Source organism: Pseudomonas sp. NGC7, from assembly GCF_047159675.1.
GTDB classification, from domain to species: domain Bacteria; phylum Pseudomonadota; class Gammaproteobacteria; order Pseudomonadales; family Pseudomonadaceae; genus Aquipseudomonas; species Aquipseudomonas kermanshahensis.
Map to the genome: position 1 here is coordinate 2,353,372 of NZ_BAAFZY010000001.1, position 22,272 is coordinate 2,375,643.

The 22,272-nt window shown below is 64.0% G+C and carries 22 protein-coding genes and 1 pseudogene; 12 read left to right on the forward strand and 11 right to left on the reverse strand.

Features of this window, described 5'->3' with window-relative positions; all coding sequences use genetic code 11:
* The first annotated feature begins 93 nt into the window (after positions 1-93).
* Complete coding sequence (locus ACMCNM_RS10770; RefSeq protein ID WP_027596580.1) at positions 94-711, forward strand: tRNA-(ms[2]io[6]A)-hydroxylase; 618 nt, start codon at positions 94-96, stop codon at positions 709-711.
* Between the two features lie 34 nt (positions 712-745).
* Here ACMCNM_RS10770 and ACMCNM_RS10775 read toward each other — a convergent pair whose 3' ends face one another.
* A complete protein-coding gene (locus ACMCNM_RS10775; RefSeq protein ID WP_027596579.1) occupies positions 746-1,066 on the reverse strand; it encodes a DUF883 family protein in 321 nt (106 codons plus the stop codon).
* 127 nt (positions 1,067-1,193) lie between these two features.
* Here ACMCNM_RS10775 and ACMCNM_RS10780 point away from each other — a divergent pair, with 127 nt between their 5' ends.
* Positions 1,194-1,457 carry a hypothetical protein gene (locus ACMCNM_RS10780; protein ID WP_027596578.1) on the forward strand — a complete coding sequence of 88 codons (264 nt, stop codon included), beginning with the start codon at positions 1,194-1,196 and terminating at the stop codon, positions 1,455-1,457.
* A 4-nt stretch (positions 1,458-1,461) separates the two neighbouring features.
* Here ACMCNM_RS10780 and ACMCNM_RS10785 read toward each other — a convergent pair whose 3' ends face one another.
* A complete protein-coding gene (locus ACMCNM_RS10785) occupies positions 1,462-1,941 on the reverse strand; it encodes an LEA type 2 family protein (protein ID WP_099453414.1) in 480 nt (159 codons plus the stop codon).
* 136 nt (positions 1,942-2,077) lie between these two features.
* Between ACMCNM_RS10785 and ACMCNM_RS10790 the strand changes: the two are divergent.
* The 7 genes and pseudogenes from ACMCNM_RS10790 to zapE form a co-directional block, all read left to right on the forward strand.
* Positions 2,078-2,581 (forward strand): annotated as a pseudogene (locus ACMCNM_RS10790) (RNA polymerase sigma factor); the annotation flags it as partial.
* Between the two features lie 7 nt (positions 2,582-2,588).
* Positions 2,589-3,461, forward strand: a complete 873-nt coding sequence (locus ACMCNM_RS10795) for a FecR family protein (RefSeq protein ID WP_238348928.1) — start codon at positions 2,589-2,591, stop codon at positions 3,459-3,461.
* A 173-nt stretch (positions 3,462-3,634) separates the two neighbouring features.
* A complete protein-coding gene (locus ACMCNM_RS10800) occupies positions 3,635-6,016 on the forward strand; it encodes a TonB-dependent receptor (protein ID WP_412764323.1) in 2,382 nt (793 codons plus the stop codon).
* A gap of 182 nt (positions 6,017-6,198) precedes the next feature.
* Positions 6,199-7,278, forward strand: coding sequence for an extracellular solute-binding protein (locus tag ACMCNM_RS10805; RefSeq protein ID WP_085274169.1), 1,080 nt, complete (start codon positions 6,199-6,201; stop codon positions 7,276-7,278).
* 147 nt (positions 7,279-7,425) lie between these two features.
* Positions 7,426-7,743, forward strand: coding sequence for a hypothetical protein (locus tag ACMCNM_RS10810; protein ID WP_027596572.1), 318 nt, complete (start codon positions 7,426-7,428; stop codon positions 7,741-7,743).
* A 22-nt stretch (positions 7,744-7,765) separates the two neighbouring features.
* Positions 7,766-8,914, forward strand: a complete 1,149-nt coding sequence (locus ACMCNM_RS10815) for a PQQ-dependent sugar dehydrogenase (protein ID WP_412764324.1) — start codon at positions 7,766-7,768, stop codon at positions 8,912-8,914.
* 174 nt (positions 8,915-9,088) lie between these two features.
* A complete protein-coding gene (gene zapE, locus ACMCNM_RS10820; RefSeq protein ID WP_339550585.1) occupies positions 9,089-10,195 on the forward strand; it encodes a cell division protein ZapE in 1,107 nt (368 codons plus the stop codon).
* Between the two features lie 139 nt (positions 10,196-10,334).
* On the opposite strand, the gene ACMCNM_RS10825 is transcribed toward zapE, so the two are convergent.
* The 6 genes from ACMCNM_RS10825 to yegQ all read right to left on the reverse strand — a co-directional run bounded on the left by ACMCNM_RS10825 (position 10,335) and on the right by yegQ (position 16,255).
* A complete protein-coding gene (locus ACMCNM_RS10825; protein WP_412764325.1) occupies positions 10,335-11,333 on the reverse strand; it encodes an alpha/beta fold hydrolase in 999 nt (332 codons plus the stop codon).
* Between the two features lie 75 nt (positions 11,334-11,408).
* The gene (locus ACMCNM_RS10830; protein WP_412764326.1) at positions 11,409-11,846 is read right to left on the reverse strand and encodes a YqaA family protein; all 438 of its coding nucleotides are present in this window, start codon (positions 11,844-11,846) and stop codon (positions 11,409-11,411) included.
* On the reverse strand, positions 11,846-12,274 hold the full coding sequence (locus tag ACMCNM_RS10835; RefSeq protein ID WP_027596567.1) for a DUF411 domain-containing protein: 429 nt from the start codon (positions 12,272-12,274) through the stop codon (positions 11,846-11,848). Before ACMCNM_RS10835 ends, ACMCNM_RS10830 begins: the two co-directional genes overlap by 1 nt.
* Positions 12,275-12,288: 14 nt before the next feature.
* Complete coding sequence (locus ACMCNM_RS10840; protein WP_412764327.1) at positions 12,289-13,158, reverse strand: copper resistance protein B; 870 nt, start codon at positions 13,156-13,158, stop codon at positions 12,289-12,291.
* A complete protein-coding gene (locus ACMCNM_RS10845) occupies positions 13,151-14,839 on the reverse strand; it encodes a copper resistance system multicopper oxidase (RefSeq protein ID WP_412765914.1) in 1,689 nt (562 codons plus the stop codon). The genes ACMCNM_RS10840 and ACMCNM_RS10845 overlap by 8 nt, the downstream gene beginning before the upstream one ends.
* 81 nt (positions 14,840-14,920) lie before the next feature.
* Positions 14,921-16,255 (reverse strand): tRNA 5-hydroxyuridine modification protein YegQ, encoded by a 1,335-nt coding sequence (yegQ, locus tag ACMCNM_RS10850; RefSeq protein WP_412764328.1) that lies wholly within the window; start codon positions 16,253-16,255, stop codon positions 14,921-14,923.
* A gap of 130 nt (positions 16,256-16,385) precedes the next feature.
* Here yegQ and ACMCNM_RS10855 point away from each other — a divergent pair, with 130 nt between their 5' ends.
* Positions 16,386-17,450 carry an AI-2E family transporter gene (locus tag ACMCNM_RS10855; RefSeq protein WP_027596563.1) on the forward strand — a complete coding sequence of 355 codons (1,065 nt, stop codon included), beginning with the start codon at positions 16,386-16,388 and terminating at the stop codon, positions 17,448-17,450.
* A gap of 128 nt (positions 17,451-17,578) precedes the next feature.
* On the opposite strand, the gene ACMCNM_RS10860 is transcribed toward ACMCNM_RS10855, so the two are convergent.
* From ACMCNM_RS10860 to ACMCNM_RS10870, 3 genes are all read right to left on the reverse strand, one after another.
* Positions 17,579-18,034, reverse strand: coding sequence for an REP-associated tyrosine transposase (locus ACMCNM_RS10860; protein ID WP_412764329.1), 456 nt, complete (start codon positions 18,032-18,034; stop codon positions 17,579-17,581).
* A 152-nt stretch (positions 18,035-18,186) separates the two neighbouring features.
* A complete protein-coding gene (phnX, locus tag ACMCNM_RS10865) occupies positions 18,187-19,014 on the reverse strand; it encodes a phosphonoacetaldehyde hydrolase (RefSeq protein WP_027596561.1) in 828 nt (275 codons plus the stop codon).
* A 34-nt stretch (positions 19,015-19,048) separates the two neighbouring features.
* The gene (locus ACMCNM_RS10870; RefSeq protein WP_339551386.1) at positions 19,049-20,155 is read right to left on the reverse strand and encodes a 2-aminoethylphosphonate--pyruvate transaminase; all 1,107 of its coding nucleotides are present in this window, start codon (positions 20,153-20,155) and stop codon (positions 19,049-19,051) included.
* Between the two features lie 134 nt (positions 20,156-20,289).
* Here ACMCNM_RS10870 and ACMCNM_RS10875 point away from each other — a divergent pair, with 134 nt between their 5' ends.
* Together ACMCNM_RS10875 and ACMCNM_RS10880 are read left to right on the forward strand one after the other, a co-directional pair.
* Positions 20,290-21,153 carry a LysR substrate-binding domain-containing protein gene (locus ACMCNM_RS10875; RefSeq protein WP_412764330.1) on the forward strand — a complete coding sequence of 288 codons (864 nt, stop codon included), beginning with the start codon at positions 20,290-20,292 and terminating at the stop codon, positions 21,151-21,153.
* A 64-nt stretch (positions 21,154-21,217) separates the two neighbouring features.
* Positions 21,218-22,252, forward strand: a complete 1,035-nt coding sequence (locus tag ACMCNM_RS10880; protein ID WP_339551383.1) for an AraC family transcriptional regulator — start codon at positions 21,218-21,220, stop codon at positions 22,250-22,252.
* Positions 22,253-22,272: the final 20 nt, after the last annotated feature.

Consider the following 22,272-nt stretch of genomic DNA (forward strand, 5'->3'; position numbering starts at 1 on the left):
CGCCGCTTGATGTACATCAAGCATAGTCACTGGCGCTGCCGGTTGCCGCCGGTATAATCGCCGGCCCTGCCTGTTCTGTCTGGTTGCACGCTTATGTCCTTGATCCCCGAAATCGACGCCTTTCTTGGCTGCCCGACCCCAGATGCCTGGATCGAAGCGGCGCTTGCCGACCAGGAAACCCTGCTGATCGACCACAAGAACTGCGAGTTCAAGGCCGCCAGCACTGCCCTGAGCCTGATCGCCAAGTACAACACGCACCTGGATCTGATCAACATGATGTCGCGCCTGGCCCGTGAAGAGCTGGTGCACCACGAGCAGGTGCTGCGCCTGATGAAGCGCCGGGGCGTGCCCTTGCGGCCAGTGTCGGCCGGGCGTTATGCCTCCGGCTTGCGCCGCTTGGTACGTGCCCACGAGCCGGTCAAGCTGGTCGATACCTTGGTGGTGGGGGCTTTTATCGAAGCACGCAGTTGCGAGCGCTTTGCCGCGCTGGTGCCGCACCTGGATGAAGAACTGGGCACGTTCTACCACGGCCTGTTGAAGAGTGAAGCGCGCCATTACCAGGGCTACCTGAAGCTGGCCCATCAGTATGGCGAAGAAGCGGACATCGCCCGCAGGGTTGAGCTGGTACGTGAGGCAGAAGCCGAGCTGATCCAGTCACCGGACCAGGAATTGCGCTTTCATAGCGGCATCCCAATGGCGCAGGCCGCCTGAAGCCGTTCAGGCGGCACTGCGTTCATAAATGGGCTTAGTAGCGGCGACCCAATAGCAGGCCGACCACCAGGCCGAAGCCTGCGGACACCGCGACGGTCTGCCAAGGGTGGCCGCCGATGTAGTCCTGGGTGGCATCCACCACCGGTTGAGCCTTGTCACGTACGTTACTCGCGGCCTGGCGAGCCTGGCGCAGTTTGAGGCTGACTTGCGCGCGCAGGGTTTCGGCCTCCTCGCCAACCAGGGCAGCGCTGTCGTTGAGCAGCTTTTCGGATTCTTCGATCAGTGACTGCAGTTCGCTGAAGACCTGATCCTTGATCTGATCGCTGGCGGCTTGTACGGCGTTTTTTCGGGCCATGAACTCATCCTCGTCAATGGGGGGGTGAACAATGGATGCCGGTGCGTCGGGAAAGTTGCGCCGGCTTTCCGATGACGCGTCGCTACGGTGTAAGATAGCGGCCATTTTTAGCAGGCAGGTACCTTCAATGAGTTTCAATCTGGCCAACAAGAGCTTCGAGGAACGGGCGCAGATCGAGGCAGAGAAGGCGCGGTTGTTCGAACTGTGGCAGAGCAACCTGGGCAAGGCCAAGGGCGAAGCCGCCCGGCTTATCTCCGAGAAGCCACGGCGCAAGGGCAAATGGGCGGAATGGGTGCGGGCTGAACTTGAGGCCATGTCGCCGCCCGAATACGCCAGCATGGTGCGCAGCGAAGTCAACAAGATGATGGCCGCCGCCAACAGCAATCGCTGAGTGTTTACCAGTAGGTGCCGGCTGCCTTGGGCAGGTCCAGCGTGCCCTCATCGGTGAAGCGGACGGTGCCCAGCAGCCCACCTGCCAACTTGCCGCGCAGTACATAGGGTAGCCCTTGCAGCGAACTCCGCTGGCCCAGGCCATAGGCCTGGCGCAGGAAGGAGAACGCGGTCACGCTCACCGGCACCACGATGACCGCCTCGTCGAAACGGCCTATGTGGCCCTGCTGGTCACTGACACCGGCGGCCAGCGGCTGGCCGTTCACCTGCAGGTCGAGCGCGATACCGTTGTAATCGATCGCGGTTTCGTTGGGGTTCTGCACACGTATCTTCACCGCCATGCGCAGTTCCAGCTCCTGCCCGGGCAGCGGTTCGATGCCAATCACGTTGATATTCAGTGGGTCACGCGCCTGGAACAAGGCGCAGGCATTGAGGCCGTAAGCCATCAGCAGTATCAGCAACCAGCGGTGCAATCGGGCAGTCATGGGTTGCAACCTTGCCTGAAAAATTCAACCGCCAGTGTGGCAAATGCGCGTTGACGTTGAAAGTAGCGCGTCTAATGAAAGATACTGTTTCTCATTAACGCCCGACAATCCCTCTTACTGGCCTTTCTCCTACCCCATGCTGACGTCTCCCGTGTCTGGTCTGCTGGCGAGTTTCCAGGAGCACTACGACGACCTCTTGCTGTTCCTGACTCGGCGCATGAGCGACCGGCAGCGTGCTGCCGACGTCGCGCAGGAGACGTACCTGAAGCTGGTGAAGATCGACGAGCAGGCCGTGCCGGTGCTGCATGCACGCAGCTTCATCTTCCGGGTGGCGGGCAACCTGGCGATCGATGCCTTGCGCCGTGAACAGCGTATCGCCGCCCGCCACGAAGATACTGGTGGCACTGGCGAGGTGGCCTGCCCGGCGCCTGCGCCCGAGGCCACGCTGCTCGCCCGCGAGCGCTTGCAGATACTCGATGAGGCGCTGTTGCAACTGTCCAGCAATGCCCGCCAGGCCCTGTTGCTCAACCGCGTCGAAGGCCTGACCCAGGCGCAGATTGCACAACGGTTGGGCGTTTCCGAGAGCATGGTGGCAAAATACATTGGCCAGGCGCTGCGCCATTGCCGTGACTGGCTCAAACACAACCATGACTGAGCCTTACGCCATGCCAGCCGCCCAACCGCTCAGCGACCTCTCTGACGATGCCCTCGATTGGCAGGTGTTGTTGCATTCGGGCAACGCCAGTGCGGCGGACCACGCGCGCTACCAGCGCTGGTGCGCACTGAGCCCGGCGCATGCCGAGGCCGCGCGTGAGGCAGAGGCTCTGTGGCTGGACCTCGGCCACACCCCAACCGCTCAGGTTGTCGCGGCACCGCCTGCCCGACGCAAACGGCACTGGGCCGCAGGCCTGGCAGCATCGCTGGCGCTGTTGGTCGCGGGTTATACCGGCTGGCAGCAGGCGCCTATCTGGCTAGCGGACTACCACACAGGCCTCGGGCAACGGCAGGCGGTGACCCTGGCCGATGGCTCGCGGGTACTGCTGAACAGTGGCAGTGCGTTGACCGTCGCGTTCACCGACCGCGAGCGCCGCGTGGTGCTCAATGCGGGCGAAGCCTTGTTCGAGACGGCCAGTGACCCACGGCCCTTTGTGGTCGATAGTGCAGGCGAGGCGGTGCGCGGCACGGGCGCGACGTTCAGCGTGCGCCGCGATGGCCGCGTGGTACTGGCCCAGGGCGAGGCCACGGTGGGTGAGCGCAGCGTACCGGTGTCGCCTGACGCCAGTGCACAGACCGCCTGGCAGCGCGGCAAGCTGATCTTCAACGGCAAGCCGCTGGGGCAAGTGCTGGCAGAACTCGAGCGCTACCAACAGGGGCGCATTCTGCTGTCTGACACCAAGCTGGCGGCCCTGGAAGTCAGCGGTGTATTCGACCTCGATGAACCCCAGGCGCTGCTGCGCACCCTTGAGCAACGTTATGGCCTGCAGGTCACCTATTTGCCGTGGCTGGCCGTGGTGCACTGAGCCGCTAAAAATAATCTAAATATTTTTCATCTGCCGCTGCAAGTTCAGCCAGGCCAGATCGTCGTAGTGGGACTGATCAGCAACCCATTCTCATTTACGACTTGTCTGGAAGCTCATTCGTGGCCCTTACGCTCAAGCCTGTTCACCGCCGCAGCGGTCCCCTTCATCACGCCATGTTGTCTTGCACTGCCTTGGCCATGCTGGCCGGCCCCTTGCAGGCGATGGCCTCAAGTGTTGCGCAACAGGCCCCGGTGGAAGCCCGCCAAGTGCAACTGGACCTGCCTGCCCAGGCGCTGGACCAGGCACTGACGGCCTTCGCCGACCAGGCCGGGCTGCACCTGCTGTACACCACCCAAGATGTCGCGGGCCTGAATAGCGCGGCGTTGCAGGGCAGCTACAGCATCGAGCAGGCACTGCAGCAGTTGCTGGCGGGCAGTGGCATGAGCTGGCAGTTCAGCGATGCCCGCACGGTCACCCTGCGCAAGGCGGACGCCGCGCCGCAGGCCGTCAACCTCAAGCCCATCGAGGTCAGTGTGGCCTCGCGCACCAGCACGGCGATCAGCGAAATCCCTGGCACCGTTTGGGTGGTCGACCAGCAGCAGCTGCGTGAGCAGATCGACAGCGGCGTGAGCCTCAAGGAAGCCATCGGCAAGCTGGTGCCTGGCCTGGACCTGGCACCAGAAGGGCGCACCAACTATGGCCAGAACATGCGCGGGCGCAATGTGCTGGTGATGATCGACGGGGTCAGCCAGAACAGCTCGCGCGGCCTGTCGCGCCAGTTCGACAGCATCTCGCCGTTCAACGTCGAGCGTGTCGAAGTGCTGTCGGGGGCCAGCGCCCTTTACGGCGGCGGCGCCACCGGCGGCATCATCAACATCGTGACCAAGAAGGGTGAGCCCGGCCCGGCCCGCTTCGAGACCCAGCTGGGTGCCAGCAGCGGCTTCAACAACAGTGATGACCTGGCCACCCGCATCGCCCAGTCGATCAGCGGCGGCAACGAGCGGGTCAGTGCCCGCCTTGGTATTTCCGGCGAACAGAACGAAGCCTTCTATGACGGCGCTGGCGATCAGATCTTCATCGACAACACACAGACCGACCTGCAATACAACCGCACCCTTGACGTGCTCGGCACCCTGGGGCTTAAGCTGACCGATGAGCAGAGCCTGGACTTGCTGGCCCAGTACTACGACTCGGGCAACCACGGCAGCACCGGCATCTACTTCCCCAACCTCAACTACAACGCTCCCTCGGACCTGGAAGACGCTGAGCTGCGCAGTGGCTATTCCTCTGACCTGGAGCCACGTACCCGGCGCCTGTTGCTCAACGCCAACTACCATCACACCGATGTGCTGGGCCAAGACTTCTACCTGCAGGCCTCGTACCGCAAGGAAGACGACAACTTCTACCCGTTCCCGTACTACAACCGCGCCACACCCACCGGTTCGCGCGGGGTGTACTTCGCCGCATCACAACAGAACTTCGAGGTCACCAGCCTCAAAGGCCTGTTCGCCAAGCAGTGGGAGACGCTCAAGCTGACCTACGGCGTCGACCTGGACCGCGAGCGTTTCAACGCCGAACAGACGACCTTCGACGCCCTGACCTCATCCGAAAGCGGTGGGCTGGACATGGAAAAGGCCAGCAAGGCCGCGCGCTACCCCAGCTACCGGGTTGACGGTGTGTCGGTGTACGCCCAGCTCGATTGGCATGCCACCGACAACCTGACCTTGTCCGGCGGCGCCCGGCGCCAGCAGATGGACGTGGATGTCAGCGAGTTCAAAGGCGTACCTGGCGGCAGCAACGATTACCAAGTCAACCTGTACAACGTCGGCGCCATCTACGACTTCAAGAATGGCCATCAGGTGTGGACCAATTACGGTGAAGGTTTCGACCTGCCGGACCCGGCCAAGTATTACGGCAAGCCGGGTTTGAGCGTCGCCGACAACCCGCTGGCCGGCATCAAGAGCCGCCAGGTCGAGCTGGGCTGGCGCTATGCCGACGTGGATTGGGACGCTCAGGCGGCGCTGTACTACATCTGGTCGGACAAGATCATTAATGTCGATTCGCAAACGCTGACCATCAACGTCGAAGAGCAGAAGAGCCGTGACTTTGGTTTCGAAGGTGCGTTGACCCGCCACTTCCAGAGCGGTTGGGAAGCGGGGGGTACGCTGCACCTGACCCGCTCCGAGGAAGAAGACGTCGACGGTGGCTGGATGAAACGCGATGCCCGTTATGCGTCGCTGTCCAAGTCCACGGCGTTTGTTGGCTGGAAGGGCGATGGCCGCAGTGCCCGCCTGCAGGCCAACCATGCGTTCACCCTCAAGGACGATGCCGACCACGAGATCGACGGTTACACCACCTTCGACCTGTTGGGCAGCCAGGACACCGCCTTCGGTACCTTCAGCGCAGGTATCCAGAATTTGCTGGACAAGCAGTACAGCACGGTCTGGGGGCAGCGGGCGACGTTGTTCTACGCACCGACCTATGGCCCGGCGTACCTGTATGACTACCAGGGCCGTGGGCGCACCTACACCCTGACCTGGAGCATGGCTTACTGACAGCTATGGCGGGTTTCAGGTAGGAGCAGCCTTGCGCTGCGAAGAGGCCGGTGCAAGCAGCGGAAATCTATGCTGTTGCCACTGGCCTCTTCGCAGCGCAAGGCTGCTCCTACCCGAATCGTGCAGGGTGCGAGTGGTGTGGACTACAGTGACGGACAGCTCCCTTTGCCGAGGTGTCCGTCATGCGTCGATCGCTGTGCCTGCTGTCCCTGTGCCTGGCCCTGCCGCTGCAAGCCCAGGAGAAGGTCGTCAACCTCTACAGCTGGGCCGACTATGTCGCCCCGCAAACCCTCCAGCGCTTCGAGCGCGAAACGGGCTACAAGGTACGCTACGACACCTTTGACACCACCGAGGTGCTGGAGACCAAGCTGCTGACCGGTGGCAGCGGCTATGACGTGGTGGTGCCGTCATCCACCGTGCTGGCCCGGGCGCTCAAGGCCAAGGCCCTGCAGCCGCTCGATGCCCAGGCAATGCCCGGCTATGCCAACCTCGACAAGGACTTGCTGGCCAAACTGGCCGAGGCCGACCCCGGCAACCGCTACGCGGTGCCTTACACCTGGGGCACGCTGGGCCTGGGGGTAAATGTCGAGGCCGTGCGCCAGCGCCTGGGAGATGTGCCGCTGGACAGCCTCGACCTGTTGTTCAAACCGGAGTACGCCAGCCGCCTGAAGGATTGCGGCATCGCCATGCCTGATTCGCCGCAGGAAGTGATCGGCCTGACCTTGAACTACCTGGGCAAGGACCCTTACAGCCAGAACAAGGCCGACTTGGACGCCGCGCAGGCACTGCTGAACCAGCTGCAGCCCTCTGTGCGCTATGTTGCCAACGGCCGGCAGATCAGCGACCTGGCCAATGGCAGCGTGTGCCTGGCGCTCACCTACAACGGTGATGCGGCGATGGCCGCCGACCAGGCACGCCGTGCTGGCAAACCGTTCGAGCTGATCTACCGCATCCCCCAGGAAGGCACCTTGGTCTGGCAGGACAACCTGGTCATCCCCAAGGACGCGCCACACCCCGAGGCAGCCCGCGCGTTCATCGCCTTCATGCTTAAGCCGGACTCGGTCGCCGCGCTGACCAACACGCTGTTCTTCGCCAATGCCAACCAAGCGGCCACCCCCTTGGTCGACGCTGCCGTGCGCAACGACCCGGACATCTACCCGCCAGCCCAGGTGCGTCAACGGCTGTACGCCGACCGCAGCATGGCGCTGTCCGACTTGCGCCAGCGTAACCGCCTGTGGATGGCCTTCCGCAGCGGCCAATGAGCCCGGCGGGGCTGCGCTGCAGCCCCTTGGTGTCCATACTGAAACATAAGGAATTATCTCCAGCCGCTTTCACACTTTTGCCGCGAACCCCTCGCGCCTTAGGCTATCCAACGCACAAGGCGCGGCATTTCGTACAGGAGGTGAAGCATGAACCTAGCACTGCCAATCCTGGCCATTGGCCTGGCGTTGTGCCTGCCCGCGCGCGCAGCGCCGGTTGCGCCCTTGCAACTCGCGGCCAGCAACAACAACCCCTACAACAGCCCGATCCAGCGCGCCAACCCCAATAGCCGCCAGGGCAGCATGCCGGCCACACCGCCCGTGCGTGGCCCGTCCACCGACCCCTACCAGCGCACGCCCTCGCTGGACAACCGCGGCATTGGCAACGGCGACAACCTGCGCCGCCAACAGCAAGCGCCCAATCTGGAACCCACCCGGCCGCCGCGCGATAACCCACGCGCGCCGTAAGCCCCGTCGAAAGGAATTCTGCATGACCCGAGCTACCTGGCTGACCACCTTGACCGCTGCCGCGCTGCTGCCCCTGTTGGCGCACGCGGCTTCCGAGCAGCAGTTCCCCAGCGAAGAAGGGCCATTGACCGTCAGCACCGTCGCTGATGGCCTGCGCAACCCTTGGGCCTTGGCTTTCTTGCCGGGCGGCAAGGACATGCTGGTGACCGAGCGCCCCGGCAACCTGCGGGTAGTCAACGCAGAAGGCAAGGTCGGCCCGCCCATCAGTGGCGTGCCTCAGGTCTGGGCCGAAGGGCAGGGCGGGTTGCTGGACGTGGTGTTGTCGCCGGAGTTCGGCAAGGACCGCACCGTTTACCTGTCTTATGCCGAAGCGGGCAATGATGGCAAGGCAGGGACGGCGGTCGGCCGCGGTCAGTTGTCCGAAGACCGCGCACGGCTAGAGAACTTCACGGTGATCTTCCGCCAGCAGCCCAAGCTCTCGGTGGGCAACCATTTCGGTTCGCGGCTGGTATTCGACCGAGACGGTTACCTGTTCATTGCCCTGGGCGAAAACAACCAGCGGCCGACTGCCCAGGACCTCGACAAGCTGCAAGGGAAGGTCGTGCGGATCTTGCCTGACGGCGAAGTGCCCAAAGACAACCCCCTCGTCGGCAAAGACAACGTGCGCTCCGAGATCTGGTCGTTCGGCCATCGCAATCAGCAGGGCGCAGCACTCAACCCTTGGACTGGCAAGCTCTGGACTCACGAACACGGCCCACGGGGCGGCGACGAAATCAACATTCCCCAGCCCGGCAAGAACTACGGCTGGCCGGTTGCCACCCACGGCATCAATTACTCGCTGTTGCCGATCCCGGAGGCCAAGGGCAAGCACCTCGATGGCATGGTCGACCCGCACCATGTCTGGGAAAAGTCCCCTGGCATCAGCGGCATGGCGTTCTACGACAGCCCGACGTTCAAAGCGTGGGACCACAACCTGTTCATTGGGGCGCTGGCGACCCAGCAATTGATCCGGCTGCAGCTCAAGGGTGACAAGGTGGTGCACGAAGAGCGTTTGCTGGGGGACCTCAAGGCGCGTATCCGTGATGTGCGGGTAGGCCCGGATGGGTATCTGTACGTGTTGACCGATGACAAGGACGGGGCGCTGTTGAAAGTGGGGCTGGGCGAGGGCTGAAGCGCTGGCTTCTGCCATGCACGGTCGGTGTAGGAGCAGCCTTGCGCTGCGAAGAGGCCGGTGGTGACACTTTAGATAGTTGTGGCCTGCACTGGCCTCTTCGCAGCACAAGGCTGCTCCCACACAGGAGCGGCGTTGGCTTGCTGACGATGGGGCCAGTACCGATAATGCGGCATGACCGCCCAACCGCAGACCCTCTACCAACAAGCCCTGACCGACCACGGCTATGTCCATGACCCCGCCCAGGCCCACGCAGTCGATGCGTTGCAAGCCTGTTTCGAGGCGATCGAACAGGGCCGCCTGACCCAGGGTGTCTACCTCTGGGGCCCTGTCGGCCGGGGCAAGACCTGGCTGATGGACCAGTTTCACCGTTGCCTGCAACACCCCAGCCGGCGCCAGCACTTTCACCATTTCATGGCTTGGGTGCACCAGCGCCTGTTCCAGCTCAACGGCACCGCCGACCCGCTGCTGGCCCTGGCCCGTGAACTGGCCCGGGAGATTCGCGTACTGTGCTTCGACGAATTGTTCGTCAATGACATTGGCGACGCGATTATCCTCGGCCGGCTGTTCCAGGTGTTGTTCGACCAGGGCGTGGTGATTGTCGCCACCTCTAACCAACCGCCCGACCAACTCTACCGTGATGGCTTCAACCGTGACCGCTTCCTACCCGCGATTGCCGCCATTGAACGGCACATGCGGGTGTTGTCGGTGGCCGGCGAGCAGGACCATCGCCTGCATCCGGGCGCTGTGCGGCAACGTTACTGGGTCACTGAGGCCGGCGAGCGCGGCGTGCTGGGTGAAGTGTTCCACCAACTCAGCCCGGCTGACCCCGGCAGCGAGCAGCCGCTGACCATTGGCTCAAGGCAGATAAACGTCATCCGGCGCAGCGAGCACGCCATCTGGTGCCGCTTCACCGACCTCTGCGAGCAGCCCTTGGCGGCGATGGAGTTCATGGCCCTGTGCGACCGTTTCCCGTCGATTCTGCTGGAAGGCGTCCCAGCGTTAGGTGGCGAGCAACGGGCCGGGCGGATTGCCCGCGGTACCGAGGATGGCGCGGCGCGGGTCGCGGCAGGAGACCGGGAGCTGCCGGCGCTGTCGCCCAAGGACGATGCGGTGCGCCGGTTCATTGCCCTGGTCGACGAATGCTACGACCGCCGGGTGGCGTTGTACCTGGAGGCGCAGGTGCCGCTTGACGCGCTTTATACCCAAGGGTACTTGGCGTTCCCGTATCAACGCACCTTGAGCCGCTTACGCGAGATGCAGTTGCAACGCTTCGGCTAAGCCCCTGTGGGAGCGACGCGATGGATGGCACGGGCTGCGCCCGTGTTCGCGGGCAAGCCCGCTCCCACAGTGATCGCGCATAAGTTGAGATTTTGCCCAAGTCAGTTGTGCCCACTCAGTAGGTTTGGGCGTAGCCGACTCAGCGCCCCAACCACTCGATCAGCGTACGGTTGAACCGCATCGGCTCTTCGATCTGCGGCGCGTGGCCCATACCCTCGAACGTCACCAGTTCACCCTGGGGGATCAGCTTGGCCACTTGCGGCCCCAGCACCTGGTATTTGCCCAAACGTGCCTTGACCTCTGGCGGCGCGATGTCGCTGCCGATGGCCGTGGTGTCCTGATCACCGATCAGCAACAGGGTCGGCATCTTCAGGTCCTTGAACTCGTGGTACACCGGCTGGGTGAAAATCATGTCGTAGATCAACGCCGAGTTCCACGCCACTGCTTCATGCCCCGGCCCTTGGTTGAGGCCCACCAGCATCTGTACCCAGCGCTCATACTCCGGCTTCCAGCGCCCGGCGTAATAGGTCTTGCGCTCATACTCACGCACCCCGGCGGCATCGAGCTTGAGCTCCCGTGCATACCACTGGTCCACCGTACGGTAGGGGACGCCCAGGGCCTTCCAGTCTTCCAGGCCAATCGGGTTGACCATCGCCAGGCGTTCGACTTGCTGCGGGTACATCAGCGCATAGCGGGTCGCGAGCATGCCGCCGGTGGAGTGGCCAAGCACAATGGCCTGCTTTACGCCCAGCTGGTCGAGCAAGGCGTGGGTGTTATGCGCCAATTGCTGGAAGCTGTACTGGTAATACGCAGGTTTGCTTGAGGTGCAGAAGCCGATCTGGTCCGGGGCGATGACCCGGTAGCCGGCTTTGCTCAGGGCATTGATGGTGGTTTCCCAGGTAGCGGCGCAGAAGTTCTTGCCATGCATCAGCACCACGCTGTGGCCATTGGCCTGGCCTTGGGCGGGTACGTCCATGTAGCCCATCTGCAGGGCTTGGCCCTGGGAGCTGAAGTCGAAATGCTTGAGCGGGTGAGGGTAGCTGAACCCTTCGAGTTGTTTGCCGTAGGTGGGCGACTCGGCAGCAAGGGCCGGGCCGCCGACAAGGCAGGCAAGGGCCAGGGCGGTTGCGCGCAGCATGGGGGCACTCCGTGTAGGGCCGTGTAGGAATAGGCGACTGTATCAGCCAGTTGACCGCCTGAAGCGGCAAAGGTGTTACCAGGCGTGAAACCAGCCCAGGGTGATCATCGCCACCACGGCGTAACGGCCGCCCTTGGCCAGGGTCACCAGCAGCATAAAGCGCCAGAAGGGCTCACGCATGATCCCCGCGATCAGGGTCAGCGGGTCGCCGATCACTGGCATCCAGCTCAGCAGCAGCGACCACTGCCCCCAGCGCTGGTAGCGTTGTTGCGCGCGTTCGAGCTGGCGGGCGCTGAACGGGAACCACCGCTTGTCACGCAGGTGCTCGATGGCCCGGCCCAATACCCAGTTGACCACTGAGCCAAGCACATTGCCCAAGGTGGCCACCAGCAACAAGGTCGGCCAAGCGTCGGGCTGGCGCAGCAGCAAACCAACCAGCACGGCCTCCGATTGCAACGGCAACAGGGTGGCGGCGCCGAAGGCGCTGAAGAACAGCGCCCACTCGCTGAGCATCAGTAGTTGGCGACCACGGTGTCCTGGCCATCCTGGGTCACACCGATGACCTGGTAGGCGTCTTTGTGGTCACCCATTTCCATGCCCGGCGAGCCCATGGGCATGCCGGGGACGGCCAGGCCCTTGAGGTCGTTGCGTTTGGCCAGCAGGCGGACCTGTTCGGCCGGCACATGGCCTTCGACGAACTTGCCGTCGATCACCCCGGTATGGCACGACGCCAGGCGCGGTGCCACGCCCAGGCGTTGCTTGACTGCGCTCATGTTCGGTTCGACGTGGTCGTTGACGGTGAAGCCGTTGTCGCGCAGGTGGCTGATCCAGGCCTTGCAGCAGCCGCAGTTGGGGTCGCGATAGACATCGATGGCCTCGGCGGCCTGGGCCAGGCCAGTGATAGCCAGCAGCCCGAGGGTCAGCAGGTGTTTGTGCAGCATGGTGAAACACTCCTTTAGAAACGCAGGCGGATACCGGCCACCAGGCGGGTCTGGCCGGTGTCTTCGCCGTCTTCGCGGGCCTGGTCGGCGCGGTTGCCGTGCAAGCGATTGAAACTGACCCCGACGTACGGCGCGAAACCACGGCTGATTTCATAGCGCAGGCGCAGGCCGATTTCGCTGTCGGCCAGCCCCGTACCTTGCTCGCGGCGCGTATCGTCGCGGCCAAAAACGTTGGCTTCCAGGGTGGGTTCGAGTACCCAGCGGTTGGTCAGCAGCATAGCGTAAGCGGCTTCCAGGCGCAGCGCGGTCTGTTGCCGCTCGCCGACGTAGGCAGTGGCCTCCAGCTCAACACCATACAGCGGCGTGCCTTGGATACCGAAGGCTCCCCAGGCCTGCCCGCTGGCGGGCTTGAAGTCTTGGCGCAGGCCGCCGACCAGTTCCCACCAAGGGCTGATGGCGTGGCCCCAGAGCGCCTGCAGTTCGGCCTTGTGGGTCTTGCCCTGCTCGCGTTCGCCTTCGCTGCGCAGCCACAGGCGGTCGATGTCGCCACCGAGCCAGGCGCTGGCGTTCCAGTTCAACGCGCCGCTGCTGTCGAAGTGCTGGTATTCAAGCTGGTCGACGATCACCGCCCCGTTCAGTGCCCGGTCATGCACCTGGTGCCCTGGCAGCGGCGGGAAGGCTGCGCGACGGTCGGCGTCACTGAGCACCGGCAGCGGCGTACGCGGCTGTTGCGCAGGCGGCGTTGCGTGGTTCATCTGGCTGTGGTCCATGGGCATGGCGCCGTGGCCCCTGTGCTGCAGGCCGGAGGCCATGGCGCGTTCACTGGCGAGCAGCGCCACCAGGGCCACACCGGTGACGATGCGACGGTTATTGAGCTCATTCATCGACGCGTACCTCGCGGAACATGCCGGTCTCCATGTGGTAGAGCAAATGGCAGTGGTAGGCCCAGCGGCCCAGGGCGTCGGCAGTGACTCGGTAGCTGCGGCGGCTGCCAGGCGGGATGTCGACGGTGTGCTTGCGCACCAGAAAGCGCCCCTGTTCGTCTTCCAGGTCGCTCCACATGCCATGCAGGTGGATGGGGTGGGTCATCATGGTGTCGTTGACCAAGGTGATGCGCACCCGCTCGCCATAGGCCAGGCGCAACGGTTCGGCATCGCTGAACTTGACCCCGTCGAACGACCAGGCAAAGCGCTCCATGTGGCCGGTCAGGTGCAGCTCGATGTCGCGTGAGGGTTCGCGGCCATCGGGGTCGGGGTAAGGGCTGCGCAGGTCGGCGTAGGTCAGCACGCGCCTGCCGTTGCCGCGCAGGCCGATGCCTGGGTCGGCGAGGTTGGGCTGTGGGGCCATGGTCTGCATGTCCACCAGTGGGTTGCCGGTTTCGCTGGGTGGGTGTTGCTGCAGGGTGGCCATGCTGGAATGGTCCATGCCTGCCATGTTGCTGTGGTCCATGCCTGCCATGGCGCCGTGGCCCATGTCGGCCATGCTCAGTACGGGGCGCGGGTCGGGTTGCGGCACGGGGGCCTGCAGGCCGTTGGCGCGGGCCAGGGTGCCGCGCGCGTAGCCACTGCGGTCCATGCTCTGGGCATACAGTGTGTAGGCGGGCAGGTCGCCGACGGTCACCAGCACGTCGTAGGTTTCGGCCACGGCGATGCGCAGTTCGTCCACGCTCACGGGTGTCACCGGCAGGCCGTCGGCGGCGATCACGGTCAGTGTCAGGCCGGGGATGCGGAAGTCGAAATAGGTCATGGCCGACGCGTTGATCAGCCGCAGGCGCACGGTTTCGCCCGGCTGAAACAGGCAGGTGAAGTTGCCATCCGGTGGTTGGCCATTGAGCAAGTAGGTGTAGGTAGCTGCGCTGACATCGGCCAGGTCCGTGGGGCTCATGCGCATGCGCGCCCAGCTCATGCGTTCGGCGACGGTGGTGCTCCAGCCATTGGCGGCCACGTCATCGATGAAATCGCCGAGCGTGCGTTTGTGGTAGTTGAAGGCGTCGGACTGTTTTTTCAGGGTCGCCAACAGCTGTTCAGGGGGCTGGTCCGACCAGTCGCTGAACAGCAGCACATGGTCACGCTGGTACTGATGCGCCTCGGGTTCGCGGGGTTCGATCACGATCGCCCCATACACCCCGGCCTGCTCCTGCAGCCCGGAATGGCTGTGGTACCAGTAGGTGCCGCTTTGGCGCAGGGTGAACTGGTAAAGGTAGTCGCCGCCGGGCTCGATACCGGCAAAGCTCAGGCCTGGCACACCGTCCATGTTGGCCGGCAGGAGGATGCCATGCCAATGGATCGAGGTGCTTTGGGCGAGGCGGTTACGCACGCGCAGGCTGACGGTGTCACCTTCGCGCCAGCGCAGCAGCGGGCCGGGTAGGCTGTCGTTGACGGTCAGGGCGGTGCGCGGGCGGCCGGTGATGTTGACTGCGGTCTGGCCGACCGACAGCTCGAAGTGCTGGCCGGCTAGGTCGCGGCCATTGGCAGCCTGGGCCAGCGGCCGCCAAAGCCCCAGGCCCGCCAGCGTAGTGGCGGCGCCCAGGCCTTTGACGAAGGTACGGCGGGAGGGGTTGCGCAACATGGCGTGGCCTCATGCGAGAGAGCCTTGATGTTGGCCGTTGCTGGCTGTCAGCCAGCTGAGCTGCGCATTACAGCGTTGTCAGGCGGCGGCCTCGTCGTGGCGCAGGTCACGCATCAGCAGGCCGTACTCCAGCGGGACCTGCTCCGGAATCGGCAGGTACACCACATGGCCGTCACCCGGAGCTACCTCGATGGCCTGCTGCTGGCGGTCGCACAGGCGGTGCAGGTCGAAATGGTAGTTGCCGCGCGGGGTCATCAGCTCCAGGTGGTCGCCCACGGCGAAGCGGTTCTTGACCTTGATCTCAGCCAGGCCGTCCACACGCGCGCCGGTCAGTTCGCCGACGAACTGCTGGCGGTCAGACACCGAGTTGCCACGCTGGTAGTTCTGGTACTCATCGTGCACATGCCGGCGCAGGAAGCCTTCGGTGTAGCCGCGCTGCGCCAGGGATTCGAGGTTGCCCATCAGGGCGCGGTCGAAAGGCCGGCCTGCCACGGCGTCGTCGATGGCCTGGCGGTAGGACTGCACCGCGCGGGCGCAGTAGAAGTGCGACTTGGTGCGGCCTTCGATTTTCAGCGAGTGCACGCCCATGCTGGCCAGGCGTTCGACGTGCTGGATGGCGCGCAGGTCCTTGGCGTTCATGATGTAGGTGCCGTGTTCGTCCTCGAACGCCGGCATCGCTTCGTCCGGGCGGTTGCTTTCCTGCAGCAGGAAGACCTGATCGGTAGGGGCACCGAGCCCCAGGGTCGGTTGCACTTCGCGCACGATGTCGCCGGTGGCATCCTCGCTGGCCGGCGTGGCGTCGTACTTCCAGCGGCAAGCATTGGTGCAGGTGCCTTGGTTGGCGTCGCGCTTGTTGAGGTAGCCCGACAGCAGGCAGCGGCCAGAGTAGGCCATGCACAGGGCACCGTGGACGAACACTTCCAGTTCCATGTCCGGCACGTGGTGGCGGATGTCTTCAATCTCTTCGAGCGACAGCTCCCGCGACAGGATCACCCGGCTCAGCCCCAGCTGCTGCCAGAACTGCACGCTGGCCCAGTTGACGGTGTTGGCCTGCACCGACAAATGCACCGGCATCTGCGGGTAGTGCTGGCGCACCAGCATGATCAGGCCGGGGTCGGACATGATCAGCGCATCTGGCGCCATCGCGATCACCGGTGCGAGGTCCTTGAGGAAGGTTTTCAGCTTGGCATTGTGCGGGGCGATGTTGATCACCACGTAGAAACGCTTGCCCAGGGCATGAGCCTCCTGGATGCCCAACGCCAGGTTGGCGTGGTCGAATTCGTTGTTGCGCACCCGCAGGCTGTAGCGTGGTTGGCCGGCATAGACGGCGTCGGCGCCGTAGGCGAAGGCGTAGCGCATTGTCTTGAGGGTGCCAGCGGGGGCCAGCAGTTCGGGCTTGGCGGGAAGGGTCATGTGCGCACCGGGGCAAAAGGCCTGAATGCTATGGCTTGGCGGTTTTGCTGGCATTGACCTGAATCAACGGCGCGACGGCACTTTTACCCTTACGCCGCGCACTAACGTTCAGGACACTTGAGGATCCTTCATGAACGAAACCGCTTTGCAGAACAGAGCCTTGGCCGTGCTACTGGCACTGGTGACCATCGCCTTCGTGTGGATCTTGCTGCCTTACTACGGGGCCATCTTCTGGGCGGTGATTCTTGGCATCCTGTTCGCGCCGCTGCAGCGCAGCCTGCTGATACGGTTTGGCAGACGGCGCAACCTTGCCGCCGCCACGACGCTGTTGATTTGCCTGGTGGTGGCTGTATTGCCTGTGATCATCACCAGTGCCTTGTTGGTGCAAGAGGGGGCGACGTTGTACCAGCGCATCGAGAGCGGGCAATTGGACATTGCCGGCTACGTCGAGCATGGCATGAACATGCTGCCGGGGTTTGTGCAGCACGGCCTGGACAGCTTGGGCATCGGCAACCTGGAAGGGCTGCGCGAGAAGATCACCAAATGGGCCACCCAAGGCAGCCAGGCGTTGGCCAGCCAGGCCTATAGCTTTGGGCAGGGCACGTTCGAGTTTCTGGTGAGCTTCGGCATCATGGTGTACCTGTTGTTCTTTTTCCTGCGCGAGGGTGCGGAAGTCGCGCGCCGCGTGCGGCTTGCGGTGCCGCTGCCCGAACACCAGAAGCGCCGCTTGCAACTGAAGTTCAACCGCGTGGTGCGGGCAACGGTCAAGGGCAACGTGTTGGTTGCCATTACCCAGGGCGCGCTTGGCGGCTTCATATTCTGGGTGCTGGATATCCCCAGTGCGTTGGTGTGGGCGGTGATGATGGCGTTTCTGTCGCTGCTGCCAGCGGTGGGGGCGGGGATCGTGTGGGCGCCGGTGGCGGCGTACTTTCTGTTGAGCGGGGCGATTCTGCCGGGGGTGATCCTCACGGCGTTCGGGGTGCTGGTGATCGGCCTGGTGGACAACGTGCTGCGCCCGATTCTGGTGGGCAAGGACACGCGCATGCCGGATTACCTGATTCTGGTGTCCACATTGGGTGGGTTGGCGGTGTTCGGGCTCAACGGGTTTGTGATCGGGCCATTGATCGCCGCATTGTTCGTGTCGAGCTGGGCCATTTTTGTCGCCACCAAGCCGCAGGTGCAGTTGCCGCAGTAGGGCTGCTTTGCAGCCCATCGCCGGCAAGCCGGCTCCCACAGGTGCGGCGCTAACCTTGGCGTCTGCACAGATCCTGTGGGAGGCGGCTTGCCGGCGATGAGGCCTGAACAGGCTGCAACTTGGGTTGATTACAGCCAGATCGCATCCCAGTGTGAGTAACCCCCAATTCGCTCTACCAAACCCGCCCGCTTAGGGTTCAAGACGATGTAACGTGCCACTGCCTGCACATTCTCCTCCCTTCGCAAGGCTCGATCATGAAAGCCTTTCTGCCAGAGCCGCCCACTGCGTCCTTGCAGTCTGTTGATCGCCAGCGTGCTACGAGACTTCACCCGGCGCATCAGGGTTTTCAGGCTCACCGGCCCCAGCTCAACCAGCCAATGAAAATGCTCAGGCATCACCACCCATGCCAGAGATTGAGCTGCGCCTTCGTCCTGCGCCTGGCGCAACTGAGCGACCAGCAAGCGGGCAGACTGAAGCTCATTCAGAAGCGGGGCTCTGTGTAGCGTTGTGCTGGTTAATAGGTATAACCGGTTGGGCTCTGAAAACCGACCGAGTCTCAATTGGCTAGAGCGAGGACTGTCCATGTTGCCTACTCCTGATGGTTTGCTCATCAGGCTAGTGACAGTGGGCTGTTGGTGCAGGCTGAATTGAGACCCAGTATTTCAAATTTAATGGACGCCGCTCCCATCGCCGGCAAGCCGGCGATGGGCTGCAAGGCAGCCCCGTCTGGGTCGGGTCAGGATGCCTGCGGCATCTCGCCCTTGGCCAGGCGCCGGTTGATGTCGGCAATCACTTCGGGCAGCTCATTGATGGTGTCGATCAGGTAGTGCGGGCGGGAGCTGGCGAACAGCGCGTGAATGCGCGTGCGCTCGCGCTCCAGTTTCTCGGCACTCAACGCGCGGTAGCCTTCCCAGGTCAGCCCCAGGGCGTTGCCGGAGCACACCAGTGCCACCGTCCACATGCCGGCACGGCGGCCTTCGAGGATGCCCGGTACGGTGTCATCGACCTTCACGCAGGCGGCCACGTCATCGATGCCCAGGGCAATCACGTTGGCCAGGGCCTGGGCCGGCCAGGGGCGGCCGTTCGGGGTTTCGTCGGTGGCCACCACATGGTCGGCGACATAGCCGTTTTGGGCGGCAAGTTCCACCACTTTATCCATCACCACCTTCGGGTAGCCCGAGCACGAGCCGATCTTCAGGCCGTCCTGGCGCAGGCCGGTGAGGGTGTCCAGGGCGCCGGGGATAAGCGCCGAGTGCACGGCGATCTTCTCGATCTGCAGCGGCATGAAGCGGTTGTAGATGGCCGTGACGTCATCGTCAGTGGGTGTGCGGCCGAACACCTTGCGGTAGCGTTCGGCGATTTCCGGCACGTTACACAGGGTGCGGATGTGGTCCCACTTGCCCATGCCCATCGGGCCTCGGGCTTCTTCGATGGACACCTGGACGTCGAACTCGGCAAAGGCTTCGACGAAGATCTGGGTGGGGGCGAACGAGCCGAAGTCGACCACGGTGCCGGCCCAGTCGAGGATGGCGGCTTGCAGCTGGGTAGGGTTGCTGTAGTTCATGTGCGCTATTTCCTGAATTGGGGTGGGCAAAGGGTCAGATGTCCAGCACTTCCATTTCCCGCAGCACCTCGGCCACGGCGTTGACCGCAGCCTGCATGCCCTCCGGCCCGACCACGCCGATGCAGCCGACGCGGAAGGTCTCGACCTGGGTCAGCTTGCCGGGGTAGAGGATGAAGCCCTTGGCCTTGACCCGCTCGTAGAAGTCTTTGAACTGGTAGCGGGCATCGTTTGGGGCATGGAAGGTGACGATGATCGGCGCCTGGATATCGGCCGGCAGGAAACTGCGCAGGCCGAGGGCGGCCATGCCGTCGAGCAGGGCCTTGCAGTTGTCGGCGTAGCGCTGGTGGCGCGCGGGCAGGCCGCCTTCTTCGTTGTACTGCTGCAGCGCTTCATGCAGCGCCGCGACCACGTGGGTAGGTGGGGTGAAGCGCCACTGGCCGGTCTTGGCCATGTAGGCGTGCTGGTCATGCAGGTCCATGGCCAGCGAGTGGGCATTGCCTTCGGCAGCGGCCAGGGCGGTTTTTTCGGCGAAGACGAAGCCCATCCCCGGCACGCCTTCCAGGCACTTGCCCGAGGCCGCGATCAGTGCGTCGAAGGGGACCTCGCGGGCATCGATCGGCAGTGCGCCGAACGAGCTCATGGCGTCGATTATCAGGCGCTTGCCGTGGCGTTTGATCACCTGGGCGATCTCGGCCAGTGGGTTGAGGATGCCGGTGCTGGTTTCGCAGTGGATCAACGCCACGTGGGTGACGGCTGGGTCGGCGGCCAGCAGGCGGTCGACATCGGCGGCGGTGGTCGGTTGGTCTTCGGCGGTTTCGAAGGTGCTGTAGGTGCGGCCCAGCACCTTGCAGATTTTCGCCAGGCGTTGCCCATAGGCGCCGTTGATCAGCACCAGCACCTTGCCATTGCGGGGTACCAAGGTGCCGATGGCGGCTTCCACGGCGAAGGTACCGCTGCCTTGCAGGGGGACGCAGTGGTGGCTGACGCTGCCGTCGATGATCGCCAGCAGTTGCTCGCAGACGCTGGCGGTGAGTTGGTTGAAGTCGTTGTCCCAGGAGCCCCAGTCCACCAGCATGGCTTGGCGGGTGCGCAGCGACGTGGTCAGGGGGCCGGGGGTCAGCAGGATGGGTGCGTTGCTCATTCCGTGGTTCCTCACAAGCGGCGGGTGGTCAGCCGAAAAATCTGGCGCTGAAACTACGGGGGCTAGGTTGCAATTGGCTAAGCTATCAATCAAATTGTTTGTTGTTATGCCAGCCATAAGTCAGGCCGATAGACATGAACCTGTTCCAGCTCCGCGCTTTCGATGCCGTCGCCCGTGAGGGCAGCTTCACCCGTGCCGCCGCGCGGCTGTTCATCAGCCAGCCGGCCGTGACTGGGCACGTCAAGGCGCTGGAGGAGCACTACCAGATCACCCTGCTCAGGCGCACGGCGCGGCGGGTGGAGCTGACCGAGGAGGGCACGCGGCTGGCGGCCATCACCCGGGCCATGTTCGGCCTGGCCGAAGAAGCCCAGGCGATGCTCGAAGCTAACCGGCAGTTGCTGACGGGGCGCCTGGAGGTGGCGGCGGACGGCCCGCACCGCGTGATGCCGATGCTCGCCCAATTGCGCGAGCGCTACCCGGGCATCACCGTCAACCTGCGCTTGGGCAATGCCCAGGAAACCTTGGCCGCGCTGTTGTCCGAGCACGCCGATGTCGCGGTGCTGACCGAAATCGAACCGCGCAAGGGCTTGTACCTGCAAAGCCTGTGCGAGTCGCGGCTGTGCGCGCTGCTACCGTTGGGCCATGCGTGGGCGAACGGTGAAGGCGACTTGCCGTTGACCGCGCTGAATCAGCAGATCATGGTGCTGCGCGAGCCCAGTTCGACCACCCGCCGTACGTTCGACAAGGCCTGTGCCGCTGCCGGGGTGCAGCCTCGTGTGCTGCTGGAGCTCGACAGCCGTGAAGCGGTGACCGAGGCGGTGGCGTCGGAACTGGGGGTTGGCGTGGTGTCGTCGACCGAGGTGGCCCATGACCCGCGCGTGGTGGCGCGGCCGCTGGCGGGAGACGGCCTGGTCAATCAACACATGATCGGCTGCCTGGAGCGGCGCCGCGAACTGCGGTTGATCCAGGCGTTTCTGGGGTTGGCGGCCAACCTGTGAGGCGACGCTGGCGTTTTTCCTGCCCCGGCCTAAGATGGCCGGCATAGACCCACCTGGATGGCCGATGAGCGATAAAGACACCATCTCCATGCAACTGGTGCGTGAAGCCCTGTTGCAGACCTGCCCGGCCGGGCAGCCCGATGTCGGCGTGCTGCAGCGTGCCGGCATCGACCCGACGCAGCTCGAGTTGCCCCAGGCACGCGTCTCTGCCGATGCCTATGCGCGGCTGTGGCGGCTGCTGGCGCGCCGCTGCAACGACGAGTTTTTCGCCATGGACCCACGCGGGCTGCCGGTGGGCAGCCTGGCGTTTCTGACGCGTGCGGCCATGGCGCAGCCTACGCTCGGGGCTGGCCTTGAAATTGCCATGGGGTTTCTGTCGCTGATGCTCGAAGACTTGCAGCCAAGCCTGGTGCGCCAGCAAAGCCTGGCCGAAATCGTCATCAACGAGCCGCGTGAGCAACCGCGCCGGGCCTTTACTTATTTTACCTTCTGGATGATCGTGCACGGCGTCGCGTGTTGGCTGGCGGGGCGGCGCATTCCGATCCTGGCCATCGACCTGCGCTGCGCCGAGCCGCCGTTTTGTGACGATTACCGGGTAATGTTCTCGGAGAACCTGCAGTTCGAACGCCCGCGATCGCGCATCATCATTGCGGCCGACTGCCTGGACCTGCCGCTTAAGCGCACACCGCAGGAATTGCAGCGTTTTCTGGCCGAGGCGCCGGGCAATATCCTGGTCAAGTACCGCGACCCGGCCAGCCTGGCCCGGCGCATCCGTGGCCAACTGCTGGCCCTTGACCCGGCGCAATGGCCGGATGCCGAAAGCCTTGCCCACGACTTGTGCCTGTCTGGCGCGACCCTGCGGCGTCGCTTGGCCGACGAGGGCCAGACTTATCAGCGGCTCAAGGACAGCGCCCGCCGTGAGTTGGCCATCGCCTGGCTGGCGCAAACGGAGCCGGCCCTGGGCGAGATCGCCGAGCGGCTGGGGTTTGCCGACAGCAGTTCGTTCTACAAGGCCTTTCGCAAATGGTTTGGTTGTAATCCGGGGCACTACCGGGCGCTGATCCAGGCAGAAGGCCTTGGCGGAGCGCGGGGCGATTGAAGCGTTTCCAGCTGATGGGA